General features: G+C 38.7%; 25 protein-coding genes. 2 read left to right on the top strand and 23 right to left on the bottom strand.

The genetic code is table 11. The features are described 5' to 3' along the window. The 19 genes from SPD53_RS14445 to SPD53_RS14355 all read right to left on the bottom strand — a co-directional run. Positions 1–525, bottom strand: a 525-nt coding sequence (locus tag SPD53_RS14445) for a flavodoxin family protein (RefSeq protein WP_336252989.1), incomplete at its 3' end; no start/stop codon positions are given. 118 nt (positions 526–643) lie between these two features. Next, positions 644–1,234, bottom strand: coding sequence for a hypothetical protein (locus SPD53_RS14440; protein ID WP_156855245.1), 591 nt, complete (start codon positions 1,232–1,234; stop codon positions 644–646). Between the two features lie 133 nt (positions 1,235–1,367). Continuing rightward, positions 1,368–2,810: a sodium:solute symporter family protein gene (locus SPD53_RS14435; protein WP_156855058.1), complete on the bottom strand. Its 1,443-nt coding sequence runs from the start codon at positions 2,808–2,810 to the stop codon at positions 1,368–1,370. Between the two features lie 15 nt (positions 2,811–2,825). Further along, positions 2,826–3,041, bottom strand: coding sequence for a hypothetical protein (locus SPD53_RS14430; RefSeq protein WP_156855060.1), 216 nt, complete (start codon positions 3,039–3,041; stop codon positions 2,826–2,828). A gap of 61 nt (positions 3,042–3,102) precedes the next feature. Then, positions 3,103–4,065: an ornithine cyclodeaminase family protein gene (locus SPD53_RS14425; protein WP_156855062.1), complete on the bottom strand. Its 963-nt coding sequence runs from the start codon at positions 4,063–4,065 to the stop codon at positions 3,103–3,105. Positions 4,066–4,466: 401 nt separating this feature from the next. Beyond that, a complete protein-coding gene (locus tag SPD53_RS14420) occupies positions 4,467–4,637 on the bottom strand; it encodes a hypothetical protein (RefSeq protein WP_156855064.1) in 171 nt (56 codons plus the stop codon). A 66-nt stretch (positions 4,638–4,703) separates the two neighbouring features. Then, complete coding sequence (locus SPD53_RS14415) at positions 4,704–5,462, bottom strand: IclR family transcriptional regulator (protein ID WP_156855066.1); 759 nt, start codon at positions 5,460–5,462, stop codon at positions 4,704–4,706. Positions 5,463–5,598: 136 nt separating this feature from the next. Then, positions 5,599–5,823: a hypothetical protein gene (locus tag SPD53_RS14410; protein ID WP_156855068.1), complete on the bottom strand. Its 225-nt coding sequence runs from the start codon at positions 5,821–5,823 to the stop codon at positions 5,599–5,601. A 27-nt stretch (positions 5,824–5,850) separates the two neighbouring features. Further along, on the bottom strand, positions 5,851–6,252 hold the full coding sequence (locus SPD53_RS14405; RefSeq protein WP_156855070.1) for a PaaI family thioesterase: 402 nt from the start codon (positions 6,250–6,252) through the stop codon (positions 5,851–5,853). Positions 6,253–6,256: 4 nt separating this feature from the next. Further along, positions 6,257–7,252, bottom strand: coding sequence for an NAD(P)-dependent oxidoreductase (locus SPD53_RS14400; RefSeq protein ID WP_232334310.1), 996 nt, complete (start codon positions 7,250–7,252; stop codon positions 6,257–6,259). A gap of 76 nt (positions 7,253–7,328) precedes the next feature. Continuing rightward, positions 7,329–8,516, bottom strand: a complete 1,188-nt coding sequence (locus SPD53_RS14395) for a thiolase family protein (RefSeq protein ID WP_156855072.1) — start codon at positions 8,514–8,516, stop codon at positions 7,329–7,331. Positions 8,517–8,528: 12 nt separating this feature from the next. Then, positions 8,529–9,680, bottom strand: a complete 1,152-nt coding sequence (locus SPD53_RS14390) for an acyl-CoA dehydrogenase family protein (RefSeq protein ID WP_156855074.1) — start codon at positions 9,678–9,680, stop codon at positions 8,529–8,531. Positions 9,681–9,692: 12 nt separating this feature from the next. Continuing rightward, a complete protein-coding gene (locus SPD53_RS14385; RefSeq protein WP_188856188.1) occupies positions 9,693–10,475 on the bottom strand; it encodes an enoyl-CoA hydratase/isomerase family protein in 783 nt (260 codons plus the stop codon). A 10-nt stretch (positions 10,476–10,485) separates the two neighbouring features. Continuing rightward, positions 10,486–11,331 (bottom strand): 3-hydroxyacyl-CoA dehydrogenase, encoded by an 846-nt coding sequence (locus tag SPD53_RS14380; RefSeq protein ID WP_188856189.1) that lies wholly within the window; start codon positions 11,329–11,331, stop codon positions 10,486–10,488. 71 nt (positions 11,332–11,402) lie between these two features. After that, positions 11,403–13,358, bottom strand: coding sequence for a TRAP transporter permease (locus tag SPD53_RS14375; protein ID WP_336252988.1), 1,956 nt, complete (start codon positions 13,356–13,358; stop codon positions 11,403–11,405). 44 nt (positions 13,359–13,402) lie between these two features. Beyond that, positions 13,403–14,404: a TAXI family TRAP transporter solute-binding subunit gene (locus SPD53_RS14370; RefSeq protein WP_442946210.1), complete on the bottom strand. Its 1,002-nt coding sequence runs from the start codon at positions 14,402–14,404 to the stop codon at positions 13,403–13,405. Positions 14,405–14,441: 37 nt separating this feature from the next. Beyond that, the gene (locus SPD53_RS14365) at positions 14,442–15,071 is read right to left on the bottom strand and encodes a 3-oxoacid CoA-transferase subunit B (RefSeq protein ID WP_156855084.1); all 630 of its coding nucleotides are present in this window, start codon (positions 15,069–15,071) and stop codon (positions 14,442–14,444) included. Then, positions 15,049–15,744 carry a CoA transferase subunit A gene (locus tag SPD53_RS14360; RefSeq protein ID WP_156855086.1) on the bottom strand — a complete coding sequence of 232 codons (696 nt, stop codon included), beginning with the start codon at positions 15,742–15,744 and terminating at the stop codon, positions 15,049–15,051. Before SPD53_RS14360 ends, SPD53_RS14365 begins: the two co-directional genes overlap by 23 nt. A gap of 304 nt (positions 15,745–16,048) precedes the next feature. Beyond that, the gene (locus SPD53_RS14355; RefSeq protein WP_156855087.1) at positions 16,049–16,999 is read right to left on the bottom strand and encodes a hydroxyacid dehydrogenase; all 951 of its coding nucleotides are present in this window, start codon (positions 16,997–16,999) and stop codon (positions 16,049–16,051) included. Between the two features lie 415 nt (positions 17,000–17,414). On the opposite strand from SPD53_RS14355, the gene SPD53_RS14350 reads away from it, so the two are divergent. Further along, complete coding sequence (locus SPD53_RS14350) at positions 17,415–18,911, top strand: aldehyde dehydrogenase family protein (RefSeq protein WP_336252986.1); 1,497 nt, start codon at positions 17,415–17,417, stop codon at positions 18,909–18,911. Between the two features lie 221 nt (positions 18,912–19,132). Next, positions 19,133–20,062, top strand: a complete 930-nt coding sequence (locus SPD53_RS14345) for a DMT family transporter (RefSeq protein ID WP_336252985.1) — start codon at positions 19,133–19,135, stop codon at positions 20,060–20,062. Positions 20,063–20,440: 378 nt separating this feature from the next. Here the strand turns inward: SPD53_RS14345 and SPD53_RS14340 are convergent, their stop codons facing one another. The 4 genes from SPD53_RS14340 to celB all read right to left on the bottom strand — a co-directional run bounded on the left by SPD53_RS14340 (position 20,441) and on the right by celB (position 25,687). Beyond that, on the bottom strand, positions 20,441–22,366 hold the full coding sequence (locus SPD53_RS14340; RefSeq protein WP_336252984.1) for a BglG family transcription antiterminator: 1,926 nt from the start codon (positions 22,364–22,366) through the stop codon (positions 20,441–20,443). Between the two features lie 243 nt (positions 22,367–22,609). Further along, on the bottom strand, positions 22,610–23,998 hold the full coding sequence (locus tag SPD53_RS14335; protein ID WP_336252983.1) for a glycoside hydrolase family 1 protein: 1,389 nt from the start codon (positions 23,996–23,998) through the stop codon (positions 22,610–22,612). 19 nt (positions 23,999–24,017) lie between these two features. Next, complete coding sequence (locus tag SPD53_RS14330; protein ID WP_156855094.1) at positions 24,018–24,323, bottom strand: PTS lactose/cellobiose transporter subunit IIA; 306 nt, start codon at positions 24,321–24,323, stop codon at positions 24,018–24,020. Positions 24,324–24,400: 77 nt separating this feature from the next. Next, positions 24,401–25,687, bottom strand: a complete 1,287-nt coding sequence (celB, locus tag SPD53_RS14325) for a PTS cellobiose transporter subunit IIC (RefSeq protein WP_336252982.1) — start codon at positions 25,685–25,687, stop codon at positions 24,401–24,403. Positions 25,688–25,691 lie beyond the last annotated feature (4 nt).

The raw sequence follows: 25,691 nt of genomic DNA, 5'->3' as shown, positions 1-25,691 counted from the left end.
ATTCATTTTACTTGCATTTTCCATGGCAACTTTATCTTCCAATACTTCTCCAGGCTTATTTCCATCACCAATAATCCAACCTTCCAGCCTGGTACCCATAAAATCAAAAATATATGCAAATTGCTGTACTAATGGCTTTCCTTTTTCATAAGGCGAATCGCCACCCGCAATGACTACATAATGTTTCATCTCCTTCATTCTCTCCAAAAAGTTGCGTTCCGGAATACGCATGCTTTCTGTAGATCTGTCAATAAAGTTCTTCATCAGACCAGACATCCCATACCAATACAGAGGTGTAACATAGATGACAACATCATGATCAAGCATTTCAGAAACCAACTCATTATAGTCATCATTCACCCGTTCTAAAAACCCTTCCGGCTCATGTCTCTTATCGTCAATTGGTGTAATATTATAATCAGTGAGATAACGCTTGGTATGCTTAATATTATAGAGCACCTTATCAGCAAGCAAATCAGAGTTACCATTTTTTCGAGAACTGCCATATAGAGCAAATACTTTCATTATCATTCCTCCTTGCTTGATTTTATCCTGTTAGTTCCAGAGTAAATGACAATCGATATTAAAAACAAAGTCACAATTTCTTGTATTCAATATCCATATAGACCTTTTCACACAGTAATTATTCAAGCAAATCCTTCCTGTTCTTCCACCGTTCGCTCATATATTTCTCCGATTCACCAGAATTCCCATTAATATAGAAGGTTTCATTTATTTGATCACCCTTTATTTTCGCCTTCCATATCGGCAAATAAACAAGGGAAACCTCCTTCACTTCATGGTGCGGTTTTTTTAAAACATAGGAACGATTGATTTGCTTCTGCTGCACGTTTTTTATATATTTATCTAATTCTTCCTCTGGTAACTGCACTGTTACTAGTGCATCCATCTCCACTTCTTCGTCCTTTATTGGAGGAATTTTTGTAAACAAACCACGGTATCCTGACACGGCATCAATAAAAATAATATTTGGAGTTTTTTTAGGAGGAAATGGCGGGCGTGCTGCAACCACTAAGTTTTTTACGATCCAGAACGGGTGATAGATTAGTTCCTTTTTCACAAGGTGATTACGAATATAATCGGGGCTCCATGTCTTGTTAAATCTTCTCTTCACACCAATACTTTTATAGATTGCTTTATAAAGAATCTTATCGGAAATTGTTTCACTGCCGATACGCTGAATTTTTTTTGTAGATATTTCAGTTGCTTGCATCATTATTTCTCCTTTCTTTTCCTGCAACAAGCTGTAATGAAACGAAAGATGGAAACTTTTAGAAATAAAGCCTGCCCCATACTTTTCACGAAGACAGGCTTTATCCCAATTTAGCTTTCAAAAGCAAAACAATTTAAGATACTATTCTTTCGCCATGATAACGATCTACCTGTTTTTGCGTTTCTTCTGGTGGCGGTGGTGTCATTAAACTTACAACTATTAATAAAATTAACGAAACAGGTGCTGCAATGATCGGCTCGGCCACTACTCCAAACGGCTCCGTAATAACGAGAATAACAAAAGTCAATCCTCCACCAATCATTCCTGCAAGTGCACCAGCTGTATTTGCCCGTTTCCACCAGATACCAAGAACAAGCGGAAAACCAAATGTGGAAAGAAGACCTCCACCAACCCAGCCAACCATAATTGCTATCAGCTGAGGAGGATTGATAGCAATAAGAATTCCTATTAAACTCGCAATGAACATAACAACGAAACCTAACCTTGTAACCTGTTTTTCCGAGGCATCTTTCTTAATATATTCTTTATAAATATCGCGGGCGACACCAGCGGAAATTGCTAGTAGCATTGCATCAGCAGACGACATAATAGCTGCAATCAATCCCGCAAACATGATTCCGGCCAGTATTGGTGTCATATAGTGCTCAATCACTGAAATAAAAATCATATCCTGATTCGTCAGGCTCTCAGCAATCCCTAGAGTAGCTCCTGCAGAAGCAACAATGAATCCAAAGATAAATATGGTCAAATAGAGCAAACAAGCCCACATTGCCGAGCGACGGGCTACTCGAGCATCGCGTGAAGCGAAGTTGCGCATAACCGCGGATGGGGAAACAATACCAAACCAAAGGAAAGCTAAAAACAAACCAAAATAGGACATCCATGGTTGTGTTATATCTCCAAAATGGGGTGTAACCGCCAGAGCATCCTGTAAAAGCGAGCCAAAACCATTATGCTGTATTAAAATAATAATTGACAGAATGAACATACCTACAAGAATAAGTGCTCCCTGGACGAGGTCGGTATAAGTGATTGCCCACATACCTCCAAGGGCAGCGTAAAGCGTGAAGCCGATACCAAGTACAATAACTGCGGTTGTATATTCAACACCAAGTATATATGAACCAATTAATCCGGAAGCGGTTAATTGCGGCACCATGTAAAATGTCATCCCGATAACTACAATCGCTACAGCTAATAGTTGTACCTTATTCCCATATCTTTGTTTAAAAAACTCCGGTAATGTAGCAACACCAGACCTTCTTATTTGCCCAGAAACGAGAAACATTGTAAATGGAAGAATAGCTACCGCACCAAAACCATAGGCAAAAAGGAACGGAACGCCCAGTGAGACTCCTGATCCAACCGCTCCCATTAATGAACTAGAGCTTGCAAGTGCGGCAAATAATGCAAATGCACCGACAAATGTATTTATTTGTCTACCTGCTGTCCAATAATCACTTTCAGATGTATGAGCACGTTTTGTAAAATAAATACCCATTAACGTCATTAAGATTAAATAGATCACCAATATAATTGTTTCAGTTAATTGCATTGTCGTCCCCCCTATCTATTCATTTTCATTTTCTTTTTGTACCCTTTCTATCCATAACACATAAATGATAGCTAATAAAAACCAGATGAGATAAGTGGAAAACATTAACCAACCAGCTAAAGAAATACCCAATAGATAAATGTCCGTTGGCCACCATATCAGTACGATTGCGACCACTGCTACTAGTACATACAATAAAATAATTCCAGGGTCTTTCAGCTTTGAATTCATTTCACTTTCCCCCTTGCATTTTTTTAGTATCCAAATGTTAAATGGAACTGAATCTTATCTGTCAATCCAGTTTCATACCAACCCCTTTTTCCAGCGCCTTTTGATACACCAACTTTCCGACAACCACATCAAATAACGCCATACCTGTTGATTTAAAGACAACACTCCTTCCTGCTTCCTTATTAACTTTCTTTGAACCCGCTATAAAGGATGCCATATTTTCTAGTTTCTCTTCGTTAATCCAGCCTTGTTCCAACGGATGAATAATATCACCAGATTCCTCTATGGCATGATCTGTATCCAAATATATTTTATCCGCTAATTCATAGAGAGACTCTGGAAATTCACGCATGGTCGGCTGAAATGAACCAACGCCTATGACGACTTTATCTTTTAGAAGTTCTTTATCATCAGGTAAAACTGGATTATCCGAAGTGGTCGCCGTAATAATTACTTCTGCATTTCGTACAGCTGCTTCCCGGGAATCTGCTGCGTGCAACCGAATGTCCTCCCCAAGCCAGCTTCGTAACTCCTCTTGAAATGCTGGAATCTTTTCAGGACTTCTATTGTATAAATATATATCTTTAAATTCTCTTTCAATACAGGCTGCAATTGTTTGATACAAACCTTGTACTCCTGTTCCGATAACAGCTAGTTTAGAAACACCTTCATCTGTCAAATTTCTAACTGCTGATCCTCCTATTGCGCCTGTCCGCAATCCTGTCAGGAAAGAACCATCGATTAGACATTTAATCTGACCTGTTTTACTGTCAATTAAAATAACCAGCCCGTGCAGTGTTGGATGCTCTATATTATTTGGAAATATTGTGACAAGCTTGGTCCCGATTGCACCTTCGATAATACTTGGCATTAACAACAATGTATTGTCATTTTCCTTCACCTGCAGTCTTTCCGGCATCTGAAATTCATTTTTTTCATAAAGCTTGTAGGCTGTGTCTATTGCATTTACTGCATCCTTCATCGTAACCGCATCTCGAATAGCTTGTTCATTTAAATACAACAAAATATAACCTCCCTATATACTTAATCAGTTAGATAACGTTTCATTGGAATTGTTGAACTATTTTAATTTATAACCCATTTCAGATAACATTTCTATAGTCAGTTTGCCTAAAAAAAACGCTTAAATACTTCGTTAATTTTTGTTCTTCAAAGATACAAATTGAAATAACACCATAACAGAAAAAATAAAACGAAATAAATTATTGGTCATTTTGCACACATCGAATTGGAAGCGCTTGCAAAAATAAAGATAGTTAAACAGGTGCCAGACGAATGCCTGCTCCATCAGGAATACGCGCATAACTCCAAAGCTACATATATTTTCGGATATCTGTTTGGAGCTATCGGTATCCTGATGAGAACACCTCAGTTTCAGTTCGTTATTCCCAACGTGTTCCCGGTCTATTCTTCCGTCATGACTAACTTTATTTTTGTTATACCATGTGACTTGATCCCGATTAAATCAGCATCAACAAGACTATCAGCAATCACTTCTGCTTCTTTTGCACGTATCAGATTTTTTTCTGGAACATCTGCGTAAAATTCTTTCAGACGAGATGCAGATACTTTCAATTTTCAGACCAGACTCCTCTCCATAAGAATACAATGGGTTACAGTTTCAAGAGCCTGCTTAAACTATTAGTCTGTATAACCAAGTTCCTCCCATATTTTCCATGCTGTTTTCTCCAGTTTATCCAACAGAAATTCTTCCCTCTCCTTCGTATGGTCTATATCCGGAATACTTATCCCGATTGCTGCAACCATTTTTCCGTCGTAGTTATAAATTGGATAAGACATCCCAACTGTCGCTTCGAAGTTTTCCGAATAACTGATGGAATAGCCACGCTTCCTTATTTTTTCTACTTCTTCTTTTATTTTTTCTTTATCTGTCAGTGTATTTAATGAACGCTTTTTCAGTTCGACCTCGTTTAAATAAACGTCTAATTCTTCATCGGTCATACTTGATAAGAGCAATTTTGGAGCTGAACCAGCATATAAAGGCGCTCTCGCACCAACTTTTACGACGAGGCGCACTGGCTTGGAGCTATTCACTGTTTCTACATAAACTGCTTCATTACCTTCCATGATCGTAACGTGGATAAGCTCATCGATTTCTTCATTTAATTCCTTCATATAACGAAGTGCGATTTTATTATATTCCAGCTGTTCACTTACATGTTTACCATATGTAAGGAACTTCAGAGACATCCGGTAGGTTACATCATGACTTGTTTTTCTGTCTTTTATCAGTAATCCAGCTTCCTCTAATCCGCCAGCTAGCCGAAATACTGTGGTCTTGGGCATATTCGCCCTTTCAGCCAATTCATTAATTGTCATGACCGGCTGTTCTAAAAAACAATCGAGTACTTGAATCGCTCTTACTAAACTTTTGCTCAATATTAACCACCTCAGTTACTTTTTTGATACTAAATAACATGCTTGAAACTATATTATAATTGAGATATATCCCATTGCTATTATAAAGGTAGCCAGAAAATATTTCCCATTCCACCAATCCCTACTCTTATTCCATTTACATGCACGCAGGAGCTGATTCTGTGCTGATTACTCCTTCCCCTTCAAGCGGTAGAAAAATCAGCGGAGTAAGTAAAATAGTAGACAAGATGGCAAGATTTTGCGTAAGACCTTCCAATAAATCGAGCCCACTGTTTCCGTAAAAGTAATGAATAAGTATACCTGCTGAAAATAATATAACGAAACATTGATCAACCAGCTCTTCCTGCATGATCTTTGTCATTCTGAGTTTAATTCAAATTCACTTGGCTTATTTAGCAAATTTCACAACGCGGAACGTTCCTGTTGAATGGGCAAGTCTATCGCCTTCTTCATCATATAATCCGGCCTCGACCAGCACGGTGGAACGATTCTGATGAATCACATTCCCCGTCGCATAAATTGTTCCTTCTTTGACGCCCTTTAAAAAATGAACATCCATTTCCAGTGTCGTTACTTCATCAAATCCAAGAGAACGAGCTGAGAACCCCATCGAAGTATCAAGGATTGAAGCATAAATTCCACCATGTACGGAATTTTTTACATTAAAAAATGAAGGAATAACAGGAAGCTTCAGTGTCACACTTCCCTTTTCCACCTTTTCCATTTCTAGACCAATAAACTGCCAAAAATTACTTCCTTCAAAATCCTGTAATATTTTTTCAGTATCCATTTTTTCACTCTCCTGCAGACAGCTCATCCCAATTGACGATTGTCGGTAATTGTTCCCCTTCAACTGCTTTAATCAGATTGGAGGCTATCGTTGTACTTGTTTGTTTCGCTGCTTCCAGACTGATGCCACCAATATGAGGTGTTTTGATGATCTCTTCCACACCAAGAAATGGATGATCTGCCGGAGCCGGTTCGACTCGGAACACATCTACACCCGCAGCACGGATTTGTTTATTTTTAATTGCAGCTACCAGATCACCTTCATTAATCACACCACCACGTGCCGTATTGATCAGCACCGCATCTGACTTCATCATGTCAAAATATGTTTTATCGATACTGCCATCTGTATTTTCATTTAATGGGATATGCAAACTAATTACATCGCTATTCTTAAATACTTCTCCCATATCTTTTGTAAGTTCAACCCCGATTGCATCTGCTATTTTCTGCCTTTCTTCCGGAATTCTTCTCACATATGCTGTTACATTCATTTCAAAGCCATGCTTCATAATCTTGGCTACTCTCTGTGAAATAGAGCCAAATCCGACAAGCCCAAGGGTCTTCCCTTTCAGCTCGCTCGTATATTTTCCATCCCGATAGGAGTAGTTTCCTTTTTCCATTTCATCGTTGAACTTTACAATATTTTTCATTACGGCAAGAATCAAGCTTACCGCATGTTCAGCCGTCGAATTGGTGTTGATTTTTGGCGCATGAAGGATGCGGATTCCTTTTTTTGTTGCATAATCAACATCGATATTATCCAGTCCTACTCCTGCTCCGGATATCGCCTTCACATTTTCACATGCATCTAAAATAGCAGGCGTAATCCGGGCTGGTGCCCGAAGAATGATGCCATCGACTTTGTTATTATTTAAGAATGATATAATTTCCTTCTCATCAAAGGTATCAAACTTTGTTACCTTTGCATTTTCATTTAAAACATCTTCCCCGTCTGTATGATACATAGAGAGAATTTGTACAATATGTATGGATTTCACAAAGTTACCTCCTTGATTTATATATATCCTTGTTATAAATCAGATGGTGATTCGTTTGAATCACCATCCGAATGAATTAACCCAGATATTCAATCACTGTGGAAATCCCTTGCCCTCCACCAATACAAAGTGTTACAAGACCGTATCTTTCCCCTCTTCTTTCCATTTCATGAAGAAGCTTTGTCATCAGAATAGCCCCTGTTGCACCGATTGGGTGGCCAAGTGCGATTGCCCCGCCATTTACGTTCACTTTATTGATATCCATTTTCGCTTCTCTGATCACCGCAAGTGATTGTGCCGCGAAAGCCTCATTTAATTCAATTAAACCAAGGTCTTCCATTTTAAGATTTGCTTGTTTTAAAGCTTTATAGGTTGACTCAACTGGTCCAATACCCATAATCTCAGGTGATACACCACTTGTAGCCTGACCAATAATTCTTGCTTTTGGCTTTAGATCATACGCATTCACTTTCTCTTTGTTCATCATGAGAACAACGGAAGCCCCATCATTTCTCCCACTTGCATTCCCTGGAGTTACAGAACCACCTTTTTTAAACACGGCTGGTAATGTAGCAAGTTTTTCCAGTGAAGTCAGGAATGGATGTTCATCTGTATCAAAGATAATTGTTTTTTTACGTTCTTTTACTTCATAAGGAACAATTTCTTTTTCAAAACGTCCCGCTTTAATCGCCTCATCTGTCAATGTTTGACTGCGATGTGCAAATTCATCCTGCTCTTCTCTGGATATCTTGTACTGCTCCGCCAGATTTTCAGCAGTGAGACCCATTGTCAGATTACCATATTTCTCCTGTGGCTGAGAGCATGGCTGGCTCTCTGTGTTCGGATCAAGCAAGACGCCATTTCCAGCACGGTAACCAAAGCGAGCATTCCTTAAATAGTAAGGTGCCGTACTCATGCTTTCCGCCCCACCAGCAATAACGACGTCAGATAATCCAAGTTTTATTTGCATGTCAGCATTATTAATTGCCTGCAGTCCTGAACCACACTGGCGGTGAACGGTATAGCCGCTCACATCAACCGGTAATTCAGCGCGCAATGCAGCAAGACGTGCCAAATTGGAAGTATCTGCACTCTGTTTTGCCTGGCCAAGAATGACTTCATCTACGCTAATGTCTGAACCGTTTCGTTCCATCAATTCACGAATTACTTTTTCAGCTAAATAATCAACAGGTACATCCTTTAATGTCCCGCCCATTTTACCGACAGCTGTCCTTACTGAGCCAACAATATACGATTCATTCATTCCCTAACACTCCTATTTCTTCAATTCGCGTTTTAATTCACCGGCGATGATATTTTTTTGAATTTCAGATGTTCCTTCATAGATTTTCGTAATTCGTGCATCACGGTAATATCGCTCAATCGGATAATCTCTCATATAACCAATTCCCCCGTGAATTTGTACAGCTAAATCAGCTACTTTGTTGTAAACTTCCGAACCATATAATTTTGCAATTGCTGCATCTTTAACAACACGCTGACCTTGATCTGTCATCCAAGCAACTTTATAAGTTAGAGCTTCTAATGCAGCGATCTCTTTGCTGATTTCTGCAAGCATATGCTGGATCGCCTGCATTTCAATGATTGGTTTACCGAATTGCTCACGTTCCTGTGCGTAATCCAAGCAATGCTCCAATAGACGTTTACTTGATCCAAGATTACGCGCTGCAAGACCTGCGCGGCCATTTGCTAAAATTTTTAGCGCGTTTACATAGCCGCTTCCTTCTTCTCCAAGTATGTTTTCTGCAGGAACTTCCATATCTTCAAAGAAAAGCTCTGCAGAATGGGAACCACGAAGTCCCATTTTGTCTTCCACAGCACCTACGATAAACCCTGGTGTGTCTTTTTCAACGATAAATGATGTAATCCCTTTTGCGCCTTTTGAAGGATCGGTCACTGCCATGACGGTAAATACATGACCATCTACTGCATTCGTAATATAGTGCTTTGAACCGTTAATGACATATTTATCGCCTTTTTTCTCGGCCGTTGTTTTCATATTAGCTGCATTTGAACCAGCACTAGGCTCTGTAAGCGCGAAGGATCCTATCCATTCACCTGAAGCTAATTTTGGGAGGAATTTTTCTTTTTGTTGCTCATTTCCAAGTTCCACAATACCAACAGAACCGATCCCTGTATGCGCTCCAATCAATGTTGTGTATCCGTTATGTGTTTTTCCAAGCTCTTCGTAAATCGCACATTTCCCTACCATATCTAAACCAAGTCCGCCATATTCTTCAGGGATTCCTAAGCTGAATAACCCCATTTCTTTTGACTGTTCAACAATTCTTTCTGGGATTTCATTCTTCTCCTCGATTTCCATAGCAACAGGTTCTACTTCTTCTCTTACAAATTTACGTACATTCTGTCTTAAAAACTCAATATCCTCAGAAAATTTAAAGTCCATCCTAACCTCTCCTTATCGATTTCTAAATTCTGCTTGTCTTTTTTCGAGGAAAGCCAATGTTCCCTCATGCTTATCTTCTGTCCCGAAAGCTACAGCTTGGGACAATTTTTCCATCCATAGCGCAGTATCTGTATCAATGTCATAACCTTTATGTACAGCGCGTTTTGCAAGCATTACTGCAACAGGACCTTTTTTCAACGTCTGTTCAGCTACTTCCTGAATTTTTTCCTGAAGCGCTTCTTCTTCAACGAAATACGATACAAGTCCAATTCGTTCCGCTTCTTCACCATCAATAATCTTTCCGGTTAATATCATATCCAATGCTCTACCTTTTCCAACCATACGTGACAAACGCTGTGTGCCGCCGGCTGCCGGAACAATCCCTAAATTCAATTCTGGCAATCCAAATTTAGCATTTTTTGTTGCCAGACGGATATCACATGCCATCGCAAGCTCACAGCCGCCACCCAATGCAAAGCCGCGAACAGCAGCAATGGTGACTTTCGTACAACTCTCAATTTTGCTATATACACCTTGCATCCCCGGTACAAGTGCTTCCAGTGGATCTCTTTCATTTAGCTGACGAATATCGGCTCCTGCTGCAAATGACTTTTCGCCAGCTCCCTGAATGACAATCACTTTTACATCCTTATGTGCTTCAGCTTCCTGTATCGCCGCATCTATTTCATGAAGCATGTTTGCATCTAATGCATTCCGTGCTTCTGGACGATTCAACGTTAGCCAAAAAATTCCGTCTTCCAATTCAACCTTCACACTTTTATATTCAGTCCTCATGTTTTTCCTCCTAACTGTATTCATAAAAGCCGCGACCTGACTTCTTACCTAAACGGCCTGCTTTCACATATTTCACTAAGAGTGGACATGGACGGTATTTCTCACCCAAGGTTTCATATAAATATTCCATGTTTCTTAATCTCGTATCGAGTCCTACTAAATCTGCAAGCTCTAGAGGACCCATTGGATGATTTAGACCTAGCTTCATCGCATTATCAATATCCTCCGCTGAAGCTACACCTTCCATTAATAGATTCATTGCTTCATTGCCGATCAAGCAATTCATGCGAGAAGTGACAAATCCCGGAAATTCGTTGACTTCAACGGTAGTTTTATTAATTTTTGCAGCTGTATCATGTACATATTTCATCGTTTCATCCGATGTCTCCAATCCGCGAATAACTTCAATTAGCTTCATTTTATGCACTGGATTGAAGAAGTGCATCGCAACTACTTTATCCGGTCTCGATGTTTGTGCACCAATTTCCGTTGGGCTCATCGTGGATGTATTTGTTGCAAGTACCGTGTCAGGACCGCAGATTTCATCCAATTGCTTGAACACATCAACCTTTACATCCATTCTTTCTAAAACAGCCTCGATTACTAGTTCTGCTCCGTCGGCTGCCATTTTTAAATCAGATTCAAATTTCAAATTATTTTTTGCGGATTGATAGACTTCTTCTTTTAAATAGCCTTTTTTAACACTCCCATCCATTAATGCATAAATATTTTCCTTTGCCTTATTTAAAGCCTGTTCATTTATATCATTGACACATACATCATACCCACTAATGGAAAATGCATAGGCAATTCCTGTTCCCATTACTCCCGAACCGACAACGGTAACTTTTCTCATGTAATCATCCTTTTATATAATCTTCTATAAAACTCAAAATCAAACTGAAGTTTACAACTATTAACAGACTTTTATATACCTGTTAATAAATCTTTGCGATAAAAACGTTGCAATAGATAGATACCTGCCAGTATGACAATTCCTATTAAGTCTGTCCAAATTCCAGGCATAATCATAATGATTGAACCTATAAACAAGAGAATCCGTTCATACCAGAAAGCGTTTCTTAACACCCAACCTTCAACAGCTGCCGCAACTCCGATAATTCCTATTATTGCAGTAACCGTTGCGAGAATGATATCCCCTGGACTTCCAACTAATAAAAGTTGTTCCCCATATACAAAAATGAAAGGTACTATAAATGCAGCAATACCAAGTTTTAAAGCTGATAGACTAGTCTTCATTGGATCTGAACCAGCAATTCCAGATGCTGCAAATGCTGCAAGTGCAACGGGTGGTGTAATTGCTGAAATAGACGCAAAATAGAATACAAAGAAATGCGCAGCAAGTGGCGAAACTCCTAGTTCTATTAAAGCTGGAATTGTTAATGGAACTTGTACAATATATGCAGCTACTGTTGGAAGCCCCATCCCTAAAATAATACTTGTAATCGCTGTTAGTACCAATGTAATTAATAGTACTCCACCAGCAAGACTGATAATAAGACTACTGAACTGTAGCCCAATTCCTGTAAATCCAATAACTCCTACAATTAAACCAGCGGCAGCACATGCAATGGCTGTCTCTAATGAAGCTCTTGCTCCAAGATCCAATGCCTTTACAATGGATTTGAAATCCATTTTTGCAATACGGTTAATGATCCCAACTAGTATCGTGGCACCGATAGCAAATAAACCCGCTCTCATTGGAGAACTACCACCAGCTAACATTACAACAATAACGATAAGAGGCAGGAAGAAAATGAAACCTTTCTTAAATACTGACCACGTACTTTCTAGATTTTCCTTGTTAAGGCCGTGTAATCCTATTCGCTTTGCTCGTAAATCGACCTGCATAAACACACTAATATAAAACAGTACTGCAGGGATAATTGCTGCAATAGCAATCTCAATATATGGAACTCCCAAATAACTTGCAATAATAAATGCTGATGCACCCATGATTGGTGGTGTTATTTGTCCACCTGTAGAGGCAACTGATTCAACTGCTCCTGCAAAGTGTCCTTTATACCCTGTCTTTTTCATCATAGGAATGGTAAAAGCTCCTGTTGTAACTGTGTTTGCAACTGCACTCCCTGAAATCGTTCCCATGATAGCACTTGCTACAACAGCAACCTTAGCTGGCCCCCCACGATATCTCCCCATCGCTGATACAGATAAGTCGATAAAAAATTGACCTGCACCAGATACTTCCAAAAATTTCCCGAATAAAATAAACAGAAAGATAAAGGTAGCGGATACTCCAAGTGGTGTACTGAATACACCTGTCGTTGTGAAAAATAAATGATCGGTAATCCATTGCAAATCGAATCCACCATGCGCGATGGGCCCAGGTAGTTTATCCCCGAAGATACCATAAAGTAAAAATAAAGCAATAATGATGACAAGTACATTCCCAATTACTCTTCTTGTAGCTTCAATTAAGATCAATCCACCTACAATAGCAAGTCCGATCTGCAGCCCAGATAGAGGTTCAATATAAGTCATTCTAGCTGCAATATCTGTTGCATTAAACACAAAATAACTATATATTAAATCAGATGTTAAAATAAGCAACCAGTCATACCACGGAATACTTTTTGAATCGGCGGCTTTAGATGCTGGCTTATAGATAGCAAAGACTAGCATCAATGCGAACCCAAGGTGCGCAGACCTTTGTAGTATCGATTCAAATACACCGAATAATCCAGTGTATAAGTGGAATAAGGACATTGCAATTGCAAGTATCGAAATAATGAGGCCAGCTTTCCCCCCCAGTACTCGAAGCTTTGCTTGTTTATTACCGTCATCATCATAATCTTCGTGTTTTTCCACATTTAATTGTATTTGTTGATTCGACTTTTCCATTTATTTTCACCTTCCTTTACTTAGATACGTATCCTAGATACCGATTATTCCATCGCCCCGATTTCTTCATAGTATCTTACTGCACCTGGGTGCATATCGCCTACGTTGTTCTCTACCGAATACTCTGCATTAAAGTCATTAAATGTAGCAGATAGATTTTGCCAGACTTCCTTTTTTTCCACTACTAACTTTGTCAAATTGTATACATCTTCTTCTGACATCGTATCGTCATTTACCAGAAGTACAGTGTAAGGTGCTACCGTCTCAACATCCTCATCCTGATTCGGATAGGTTCCTTCTTCAATCGTATGAGGGATATAACCTGGATTATCCTCATTCAATCCGTCAATCGTCTCTTGTTCTAATGAGATAAGGCGAATACCTACTGTCGTATCTAGCTCTTGCCAAGTAGCAGCTGGTGTATCTAGCACTCCTACCCAAGCATCAAGATGGTTATCACGCATTAACTCAGATGCATCTTCTGTCCCGATATATTCAATTCCTTTTAAATCATCGTAACTCATACCAACTAAGCCTAATATTTTCTGAAAAGCAATTTCTCCACTATATCCTTTAATTCCTGGACTCACTTTTTTTCCTTTCAAATCCTCAATCGAATAGATATCAGAATCAGCTCGCACTACAATTTGAAGTGGGTTCGGATACAATGTTGCAATTGTACTGAAGTTATCAATCGGTTCATCAAATTCACCTTCCCCATTATTCGCCTCAGAAATTGCTTCACTATTCGTAAATGCTACATCGAACGTACCATTTCCAAGTCCCATTAGATTCGCAATTGAGCCACCTTCTACAATAGAAACCGTTGAATCTGGAAATATTTCTTTCATTTGATCGCCCATCGCTCCTGCAAGCGTATACCAGAATCCACCTACACTAGCAGCACCGAATCCAATCGAATCCGGAGTTGTAATATTTCCATTTTCCTTCGTGTTATCTGAATTTAATTCATCCCCATTGTTGTCGCATGCGACTAATGCTAACAAAAGTATCGAAACTATAAATAGGAAAATCTTCTTTCTCAATTTCATCTCCTCCATTTCATTTAGCAATCTAATTTTTTTAATAGGTGAACTTTGCACCAGTTATGTCCTTTAACTCTTCTAAACTCAAATCTGACAACTGTTCTACTAGTTCTGCGCCATTTTCAGTAAACTTAAATACCGCGTGTTCCGTAACAAGTAAATCTGCTCTTCCGTTACCACTAGTTGGGAAAGTAAGTTTTTCTACAAACTTTGGTGAACCGTCTTTCGCCTGGTGCATGGAAGCAATAATAATTCTCTTCGCACCAGCAACTAAATCCATCGCACCACCGACACCCAAGATATCCTTTCCAGGAATCGCCCAATTTGCAATTTCTCCATATTGATCAATTTGCAGCGCTCCCATAACAGCTACATCTATATGACCGCCACGAATCATAACAAACGAATCTGCGCTGTCAAATAAGCAAGCGCCTTTATCCATGGTAATCGGTTTCTTGCTTGCACTGATCAAATCCATATTTATATTTTCCTCATCCGGTGTCGGCCCCATTCCAAGAAGTCCATTTTCTGAATGTAAATCTACTTTTTTATCGCCAAGGTAATCAGGAATAAGTGTAGGAATCCCAACACCTAGATTAATGGAAGCGCCATCCGGTAATTCCTTTGAAATTCGTTTAGCTATTTTAATTCGATCTTGTTGGGACAACGTATTTACCCCCTATCTTTTCATATTCATTCATCACGAGATAATCAACATATACATGTGGAGTCGTTATTTCATCAGGTTTCAATTCACCGACTTCGACAATTTCATCAACTTCAGCAATCACGATTTTTCCTGCAGTTGCCATTACCGGGTTAAAGTTTCTTCCGGTATGGTCATAAATTAAGTTTCCGAGTGTATCCGCTTTCAAAGCTTTAACTAAGGAAACGTCCCCTTTAATTGCTCTTTCTAATATATAAGTTTCCCCATCAAAAACCTTTTCCTCTTTTCCTTCAGCAAGCTTCGTTCCGGCAGCTGTCTTCGTATAGAACCCTGCAATCCCAGCTCCACCGCAACGGATTCGCTCCGCCAATGTTCCTTGTGGAATTAATTCTATTTCCAAATTGCCTTTTGACCACTCACTCACTGCATCACGATTGGATGTAAAGTAGGAGCCCATCGCTTTTTTCAAACTCCCCGTGTGCAAAAGTATTCCAAGTCCTTTATCCTTTTCACCGAGATTATTACTGACAACTGTTAATTCTTTTTTCCCTAATATCGCTAACTCATCAATTAGTGTGAATGGTGTTCCTGATAGTCCGAAACCACCGACAAGTAAAGTATCACCGTCCTTTATGTATTTGTTTATTTCCGACTTATCAATTAATTTATTCACTAAGTTTCCTCCTTCATTACTAAAATCTCATATCCTATGAATCATTGAAACACTTCATCGTCACTTGATCTTTAATAGAAAATGACATTAGATTTTATTCCACTTTACGGAATGATTATTCTACATTATGTTAAATTTTATTATAGTCATCGATTTGTAAAATGTCAATGACTCATCAAAATTTTTTAACAAATCTTTATAGAGGGATTATTTAAAGATTAAATCATTTTATGAAGTTAATCAGTGCGAAAGTTGGGTAATAGAAAAAGCAGCCTTTCATCGGCTGCTTTTCATATTACTTTAATTAATTTACTCGACAAAGTGACTGTCCGCCATTCATTACCCGATCTACTTCTTCAGCAATTAGCATCGCTGTCCGAGATTGGGCTTCAATCGTTAACCCTGCGATATGTGGCGAAAGCTTAATAGAGTCAACCCTTGCTAACGGAGAATCTTTTTGCACTGGTTCTTTTTCCAGCACATCAAGGTAAGCACCAGCAATTTGTTTTGCCTCCACTGCTTCGACCAGATCTTCTTCATGAATAATTCCGCCTCTTGCTGAATTAATTACATATGCATGTGGCTTCATTAGCGGGAACTTTTTACGATTAATCAGGTGTTTTGTTGCTTTGTTCAACGGTACATGAATGGAAACAAAGTCGGACTCCTTTAGTAACTCATCCATTTCCACTTGTTTGATTCCGGTTTCCTGAATGACATGATCAAAAGGAGCAATAAACGGGTCATAACCAATCACGTTCATTCCAAACGCTTTTGCCCGCTTCGCTACACGATGAGCGATTTCCCCCATACCGACAAGTCCAAGTGTCCGTTTACTCAGTTCATACCCTGTGAAGAATTTACGATTCCAGTTTCCCTCACGTACATCTGCATCCGCAGCTGCAAGTGGTCGAGAAGCATCAAGCATCGCCGCCATTACGTATTCTGCAACAGAAGTAGCATTTGCATTCCGAGCAGAGATTACAGGGATACCCCTTTCCCTCGCACCTTGCAAATCGATATTATCAAGCCCGACACCCAGACGGCCAATTACCTGCGTTTTCTTTGCAGCTTCAAGAAACTCTGTATCTACTTTCGTCTCATTACGAACGATTAAGGCATCATATCCCGGAAGTAAACGCAGCAATTCCTCTCTTTTCCGGCTTAATTCCATATCGTAATCCACCGTATATCCCTTTCTTCTCAATTCTTCAATCCCGTCTTCCCACATTAGTTCTGTTACAAGAATTTTCATGTAACTCCCTCTCCCCTCTTATGATAGAATTATCTGTAAATTATGTATCATTTTTTTATTATACTGCCCAACTTTCAATTTGACAACGTATATTATTTATCACGCATTAACGGTCTGTAATACCCCTACCTCTAAACATGGGGGAAGCCCAACATGTTTAGAAGTGGGGAGATAAGGAATTCCCCACTGAATGAAGTTTCACTTTATCGCTAGATATTTTGTGTAACTCATACAATTAATTTTAGAACAGAGGAACAGCTCCCTTTTTCCGTTCTTTTACTGATTCGAAACCAGATACCTGTCCCTTCTCTTAATTATTTGTGCACAATAACCATAGAAATTAAAAGGAATGTACGCTATGGTGAATTAAAATCTTTAGGTAAAGTAATACAAAGTTGGATAAGGAGAGGTGTAAATGACAGAAAAATTGTTAGATAAAGAAGTGCTGATGAATTATGTTAATGGTGAGTGGATTGAAGCGAATGAAACAACAGATGTAATTAACCCGGCAACTGGAGAAAGTATTATTAAAGTCCCTCTTTCTTCTCAGGAGGATGTGGATCAGGCAGTGAAAGCTGCAAAAGCTGCACAAAAAGAATGGGCACTCGTGCCAGCACCTATGAGAGCAGAAGTTTTATTTGAAGTGGGCAGGATCATGAAAGAAAAGAAAGAACATTTATCTAAGCTGCTCACGATGGAAAATGGAAAAGTACTCGAAGAAGCTCGTGGAGAAGTTCAAGAAGGAATCGATATGGCATATTATATGGCTGGGGAAGGACGTCGTCTTTTTGGCCAGACAACAAATGCCGAATTAAAGGATAAGTTCGCAATGAGTGTACGAGCCCCAATTGGTGTTGTTGGTCTGATCACACCTTGGAATTTCCCAATTGCAATTGCTACATGGAAATCCTTTCCGGCAATTGTCGCAGGTAATGCTGTCGTTTGGAAGCCCGCAACAGAAACACCTTTAATGGCGAATGAACTGATGAAGATTTTTATTGAGGCTGGTCTTCCTAAGGGAGTTTTAAACGTTGTGTTTGGATCTGGAGGAACCGTTGGAGATGCTCTTGTGAACCATAAAGATATTCGGGTCATTTCATTTACAGGTTCGAATGATACAGGAAGACGCATCGCAGCTAAATGCGGAGAGCAATTGAAAAAAGTTTCCCTTGAAATGGGTGGCAAAAATGCAGTAACTGTCATGGATGATGCAGATTTGGAACTTGCTGCAGAAGGAATCGTATGGAGTGCATTCGGTACGAGCGGGCAGAGATGTACAGCATGTAGCCGTGTAATTGTACATGAAGCTGTGAAAGAGGACCTCGAACAACTCATATTAAAGAAAATAAAAGAGTTAAAAATTGGAAACGGATTGCATAATGACGTTAAGGTCGGACCAATCATCAATAAAGCTGGTTTGGAAAAAATTAAGTCCTATATAAAAATCGGCAAAGATGAAGGCGCAAAACTAATTGCTGGGGGAAATGAACTAACTGGGGATGAGTATGCTGCAGGTTTATACTTTGAACCAACTGTGTTTACGGATGCAACAATTGATATGAGGATTTCTCAAGAAGAAATTTTTGGTCCAGTTGTATCATTAATTCCTGTTGGATCGTTTGAAGAGGCTATAGAAGTCAATAACAGCGTGGAATACGGTTTATCCAGCTCTATTTTCACTCGGGATGTGAATAAAGTATTTAAGGCGCAAAGAGATTTAGATACTGGAATTGTATACGTAAACGCGGGGACAACTGGAGCAGAAATTCATCTGCCGTTCGGTGGAACAAAAGGTACTGGAAATGGTCATCGTGACTCCGGTATTCAAGCTTTAGATGTTTTCACAGAATGGAAAGCAGTCTATGTAGATTATAGCGGAAAGTTACAACGTGCCCAGATTGATGTAGAGTAATTTTTTAAAAAGTAATTGCACACGCGGATAAATTCAAACAACCTATGCTTTAACGGTCAACACTCAACACCTGATTTTGTTTTATTGAACAGGTATCGGTTGTTGGCCTTTTTTTATTTTTTTCTCTAATCCAAATAATATATGATAGACTAATAGAAAACCTATACTGCCCATACAGATTGGTAGTTGATTCTATTAAATCCTCAGGTGGTGCTTCAAGATTGAATAAGAAGACACGCAATACGTATCTTGTCGTTATATTCGTCATGCTTATGTGGGGGATAAATGTATCTGCCCTTAAAGTAATTGTTGAAAACTTTATGCCAATTACAATTACCTCCTTACGAATTCTAACTGCTGGGTTGGTTGTATTTATCATATTAACCTTTACAAAGTTGGTAAGACTTCCCAAGAATAAAGAATGGTTTTATGTAGTCGGCGGATCTATCTTTAGTGTGGTCATGCATCATTATTTTTTAGCAAGCGGCTTAACGATGACAAGTGCGACAAATGCTGGGTTGATTTTAGGTATGGGACCAGTTTTAACCGTTATCTTTGCAACGGTCATTTTAAAACGAAAACCAACGATACTTCAATTTATCGGTTTTATCTTAGGTTTTATTGGTGTGAGCTTCACAGTGTTAGCAGGAAATGGAGGACTAAATACAATTAACATCGGCGATTTTTATATTTTATTGGCGATCCTTGCTCAGGCACTTAGTTTTATCGTCATCAAGCAAGCAGCAGAAACAATGGATCCAAGACTGCTGACTGGTTACATGTTAGTGATTGGCTCTGTCGTTCTATTTGTGATTAGCCTTGGGACAGAGACAAAGGGAATCGCTTCTTTAGGCAATGTCGATTACTCCATCTGGCTCGTATTTCTTTTTTCAGCTATTATTGCAACTGGAGTTGGCCATATGGCCTACAATTATGCCATTAGTCAATTGGGACCAGCGGAAACGTCTATCTTTTTAAATTTAAATACATTTTTCTCCCTTATTGGGGCAGCAATCTTCCTAAATGAAGCCATTCTATTTTCGCATTTTATCGGACTCATTTTTATTGTTTCAGGTGTAATCTTTGGTTCCGGAGGTTTGGAAGCATGGATGATTCAGCGAAGAAGAAAGCATACATTCAGGAAACGATGATAAAGCTGGAACTGGGAAGGATAAGGGGGATTTAAAGTAATACGCCCCCTCTACTTCAAGAATATATTTCCTACAAATTTATCAACTTGAATTTCGATTGTTTACCCGAAAAATTGATGAAATGAATAACATTCTTAACTTCGCGAGTTGCACGATGAGGTGCGCTGGACTATAAAACTACCTAATTATCGTGCCGTGCTATCTTCTAATTAGGTAGTTTTTTATACTACAGTGTATACCTCTCTCTATGGTATTTCTATTATTTTTTTACGGGATTATGTGGGGAATGCAGTTGATTTGGATGGGTGAGAACGAAATGAAAATGAGAAAACTTGTTGCAGAGTGATATTTCGCTCGGGCACATTATAGCACCATCCCTTAGCATAAAAAACTCCCAACAAACTCTTTATAATTACTAGCTTTAATCAACCTTTCAACCATCGTACTACTATCAATTATCTCCCCAAGCATTTCATACATTGCCTGTAGGTCTTCTTGGGAATTTTTCTTAACACATAGAAGGCAAATAAATTGAACCGGTTTGTCTTCCCATCTTATTGGCTTTTCTAAAGTACATATAGTTAAAAAGGTTTTTTTAGTCTTTGGTGTTATCGGATGCGGTATTGCTACTAAATTGCCGTATGAAGTCGGAGCCACTTTTTCTCTTTCGTAAACCGCTTCTAGAAACGTCTCGTCTACTATACCTCTCTTAAGCAATTCATCATTTAGAAAACTCAAAACTTCATCCATGGTTTGGTGTTTTTTCCGAAGAAACGTTAACTCCTCACTAAAATAACGATTCATCGATTGGCCTTGCTCTCCCACAAATCGTCCAATCTTCGTTAAATCGTGATCTCCTAAAATGGCATTAACTTGAATAACTGGTACTGGAATATTATCTTGAATTGGAATCGAACTGACAATAAAATCTATATCATACAAATTATAATCACGTAATTTATAATATTCCGTGGTCCCAACAACATCTAAATCCTCACCGAATTGATTTTTCAATTTATAATAGATTAATTGTGCTGTTCCAAAGCCAGACGCACATACGATTAAACAGCGCTTTGGTCCACTTTTCAACTTCCTTCTTTCAATCGCTGCTCCTATATGAAGGGCAATATAGCCAACCTCAGGTTCATCTATTTCAGTTCCTGTTTCTTCTCCGATTATTATTCCGGCATAGACAGCCGCTTCAAATGCCAATGGATAATTCTTTTTAATATCTTCCAGCATTGGATTCCGTATATTCATGCCATACTTATACCGATTAACAGCCGGCTTTAAATGAAGACATAACCCAAATATTAACTCCTTATCCTCATCAATTCCAAGGTTCAATTCTTGCTCGACTTTATTCAACGCCGATGTAACAAGATGAAAGATATCCTTATCAATTACCTCTTCAACAGCATGATTCGCCTGAGAAAGCATTTTTGTCCCAAGTAAATGTATGGCAATATAGGCTACCTCTAATTGCGGAAATTCAACTTGGAACTTTTCTTCTATCTCTTCTACGATCTCCTGCGCAACTTTATATTCTTTTTGGTTCAAAATATCCTGTAAGTCCATATTATATAATTTCACATGATTACCACTTTTTATCCGCTTATAAGCAATGGCAATATGAACGAGTAAATTATTTAACGCTATGTCTGAAAGAGTGATAGAATGGGAATTAATTTGCTCTATGATAATCTTCAAAAAACCATCAAGTACTTTCTGATCAAAGGAAGCGAGATATGGGTCCATCAGTTGCTCCCCAATATCTTCATTCCAGTCAAAAATATATTCAGCCATACAAAAGCGAAGTTTCATTTCATTTCCATTCACTTTCAAACCATAATTCGGACGTACTTCTAAGCTAAGTTCGTATTTAAGCAATATTTTTCTTACTTGCTTTAAATCATTTTGAATAGTAGACCTACTGATATACATCTCATCCGCTAAATCATCCAATTTAATATAATTCTTATTAAGTAGAAGTCGTATAATGATATATTTCGTTCTTTCCTCAGGTGTATCTGGAACAAACTCGTTCATTGATTGGCTATTACTTGATATTTCTGTTAAAAAGTCTCGGAAAAGTTGTTCATCTATAATTTTCAGCTGATACCCCTTCCCTTTTAATGACTTGATCATAGCCCCATTTCCCTTTAATAGCATCGAAAGATTTTTAATATCTTCTCTCGTGGTTCGAACTGTTACTTGAGTTAAAGAAGCTAAGTAACTACCGGTAACGGGAGCTTCAACTGCGATTAATTCTCGTAATATCGTTTTTGTTCTATATTCTAGCATCTTATTCCACCTTCTTCCGGTGTACCAGTTCCTATTAACATGATTCCTTTATCATTATTTTAACCATAAAGTGAATCTCATTCAGTGGGGATTACAGACCGTTATTACGTGATAAAAGGCTCTGATACACATCTCGAGCCAGAACCTTTTAGAAAAAATACTAAGATAATAGAGCCATCAATACCTTCTTCTTATTTTACTAATATTGACTTTACTAACAAAAGAAATACTACTTGATTCTTATTAGAACCCATTTTGCTCGGACACCTCTTTAATCCAGTATGCACTTTTCTTCGGTGTGCGTTCCTTTGTCTTTACATCGACTGAAAAGAATCCATATCGATTTTTATAAGCGTTCATCCAAGACCAGTTGTCCATAAATGTCCAGAGGTGGTAGCCTTTTGCGTTACACCCTTCCTGGATTGCTTTATGCAACCACTTTAGATGCTCACGGATAAAGTCAATTCGGTAGTCGTCTTGAATTTCTCCTTCTTCTAAGAAGCGTTCTTCATCCTGAACTCCCATACCATTTTCCGAGATGAAGGATTCAATGTTGCCATAGTTTTCTTTTAAATTAATCATAATATCATAGATACCTTTTTCGTAAATTTCCCAGCCGCGATAAGGATTCATTTTACGCCCCGGCATTTCATAGTTATCGAAGAACCAATCAGGCATGAAAGGTCCATGTGGGTTTGGCAAATGCTCTTTTGCTTTTACACGACGTGGTTGATAATAATTGACACCCAGAATATCAGTAGTATTTGCTTTAATTAGCTCACTATCTCCATTTTCTGTAATAGGTAATTGACCGTGTCCCCGTAAAATTTCGATTAATTCTTCAGGATACTCCCCTAAGACTGCTGGATCCAAGAAGCTACGGTTGAAAAATAAATCTGCAATATGAGATGCTTTTAAGTCAGCAGGGTTTTGACTACGCGGATAAGATGGCGTTAGATTTAAAATTATACCTACTTTTCCATCTTTAATCGCAAATGTACGGAAAACTTCCACCGCTTTTGCATGAGCAATCATTGTGTTGTATGCAACTTGTACCGCTCGTCTTCCATCCACTACATTAGGATAATGAAAGTCATATAGGTAACCGCCTTCAACTGGCACAATTGGCTCGTTGAAAGTAAACCATTTTGAAACACGATCACCAAATAGATGGAAAGCCTCTTTAGCATATGCTGCATATGCATCAACAACAGATCTGCTTTCCCAGCCACCTTCTTCTTGTAACTCGAATGGCATATCAAAATGGTATAGGTTTACAAAAGGCTCAATCCCATTAGCAAGTAGTTCATCAATAACATTATTGTAAAATTTCACAGCCTCTTGATTGACTTCACCACGTCCACCAGGGATTAGCCGAGACCAAGAGATTGATAGCCGAAATGTGTTGTGACCAATTTCCTTCATTAATTGGATATCCTCTTTATACCGGTAATAAAAGTCAGAAGTAGATTCTGGTCCTACGCCTTCAAAAAAGCGATTTGGTTCAATTTCGTACCAATGATCCCAGATATTTTTTCCCTTTCCTTCCTTATTGGCAGCCCCCTCCATTTGCGTTGCCGAGGTTGCACTTCCCCACCAAAATCCTTCTGGAAACTTATATTGAATTGACATTTTATGTACCTCCTTATTATTATTTTCTACGATAGATTTCAATGAATTCCACTGCTAGATCCCGTATAGTCATAGCGTTCATTAAATGATCCTGTGAATGAATTAAAATAACATTCACGTTCGCCCCTCCTCCATTAGCTTCCTCTTGTAATAGCTTTGTCTGAAAATCATGTGCCTTCGTTAGTTCTTCACCCGCTTCTACAATTTTTCGATCAGCCTCTTCAAAAATCCCCTCTTTGGCATCTTGAATAGCCTCCATCGCACTAGAACGACCATTTCCTGCATATAAAATGATTTGAAATGCAATTTCTGTTATATTGTCCATACTTGTTCACCTCTCATAAGTTGCTAGCATCATACATCCGGATGACGCCCATTTTAAAAATCGGGCCATTTTTTTATTTACTTATTCCCGCTTTTCTCTTTCTCATAATAGTTTTTATCTAGAATTTTCAAAAACGGCCACCAGATTATCATTACGACCATTATATTAAATGCCTGCAGTACCGCACCTTGCCATGCATTACCTGTTGCTAAAAATCCACTTATAAGCGGCGGTGTAGTCCAGGGGACAATAATTCCAGCTGGCTTCGGTACGATTCCAGTTGACATCGCAATATACGTAATAATTGTTATAACAACCGGAGAGATAATCCAAGGAATCAGAACTAATGGATTCATAACAATCGGTAATCCAAAGATAATTGGCTCGTTTACGTTGAATATACCCGCTGGAGCACCAAGCTTTCCTAGCTCTTTTAGCTGCCTGCTTCGTCCAATCATAAAGATAAGAATGATAACTGCTAACGTCATACCAGTCCCACCCATACCAACCAAGAAAGTATCAATAAACTGTTTTGTTACAACGTTTGGCAACTCAAGACCAGCTTGGAACGCTTGCAGGTTTTCATCGTTTAATGCGTACCAAATTGGATCAAATACAGAGTTTACGATAATTTGCCCATGTAAACCAAAGAACCAGAAAACTTGAATTAAAAGTACTGCAACAATAGTTGCTGGCAAGCCGCTACCTAGAGCAGTCAATGGTTGTTGAATGATGGTATAGATAAAGTTCTGTATCGTTTCAAATGGTGTATAGCTGAAAATAATACGAATGATTAAAAAGAATGATAATGTTAATGTGATTGGAATTAATGCACTAAATGATTTAGAAACTGCATCTGGAACGCCTGGTGGCATTTTGATTGTCCAATCTTTCTGTGTAAAAAACCGGTATAGTTCAGCCGAAACGAATGCTGTAATGATTCCTAAGAACATCCCTTGTGCACCTAAGCTTACTGTTGGAATAACACCTGCCACTCCCTCAACCACTTGCGGTGTTAAGATTAAGAATGAAGCTAAAGCAACCGCCCCACCATAAATAGCCTCCAAACCATATTGCTCGGTCAGCTTATATCCAATACCAATAATGACGAACAAGCCCATAATACTTAAGGTTGCGGCTGAAGCAGGTCCTAATGCATCCTGATAGGTTACAAATGCTTTTTCCCCAATCAATTTATCTAAAAATGGCAGATTTGCGAGGACAACGAATATTGAACCAAAAATAATTAATGGTAATGAAACCATGAAGCCGTCACGTAATGCCGTCAAATATTTATTATTGTTAAGTTTGTCTGCAATTGGTAACAGTATATTTTCCAAAACTTCCATAAACCTGCTGTTCATTTTT

This window comes from Oceanobacillus sp. MO10714A (genome assembly GCF_037072045.1).
GTDB classification, from domain to species: Bacteria; Bacillota; Bacilli; order Bacillales; family Amphibacillaceae; genus Oceanobacillus; species Oceanobacillus indicireducens.
Note: the sequence above shows the minus strand (reverse complement) of the source record. Positions and strands in the feature narration are given on the sequence as shown.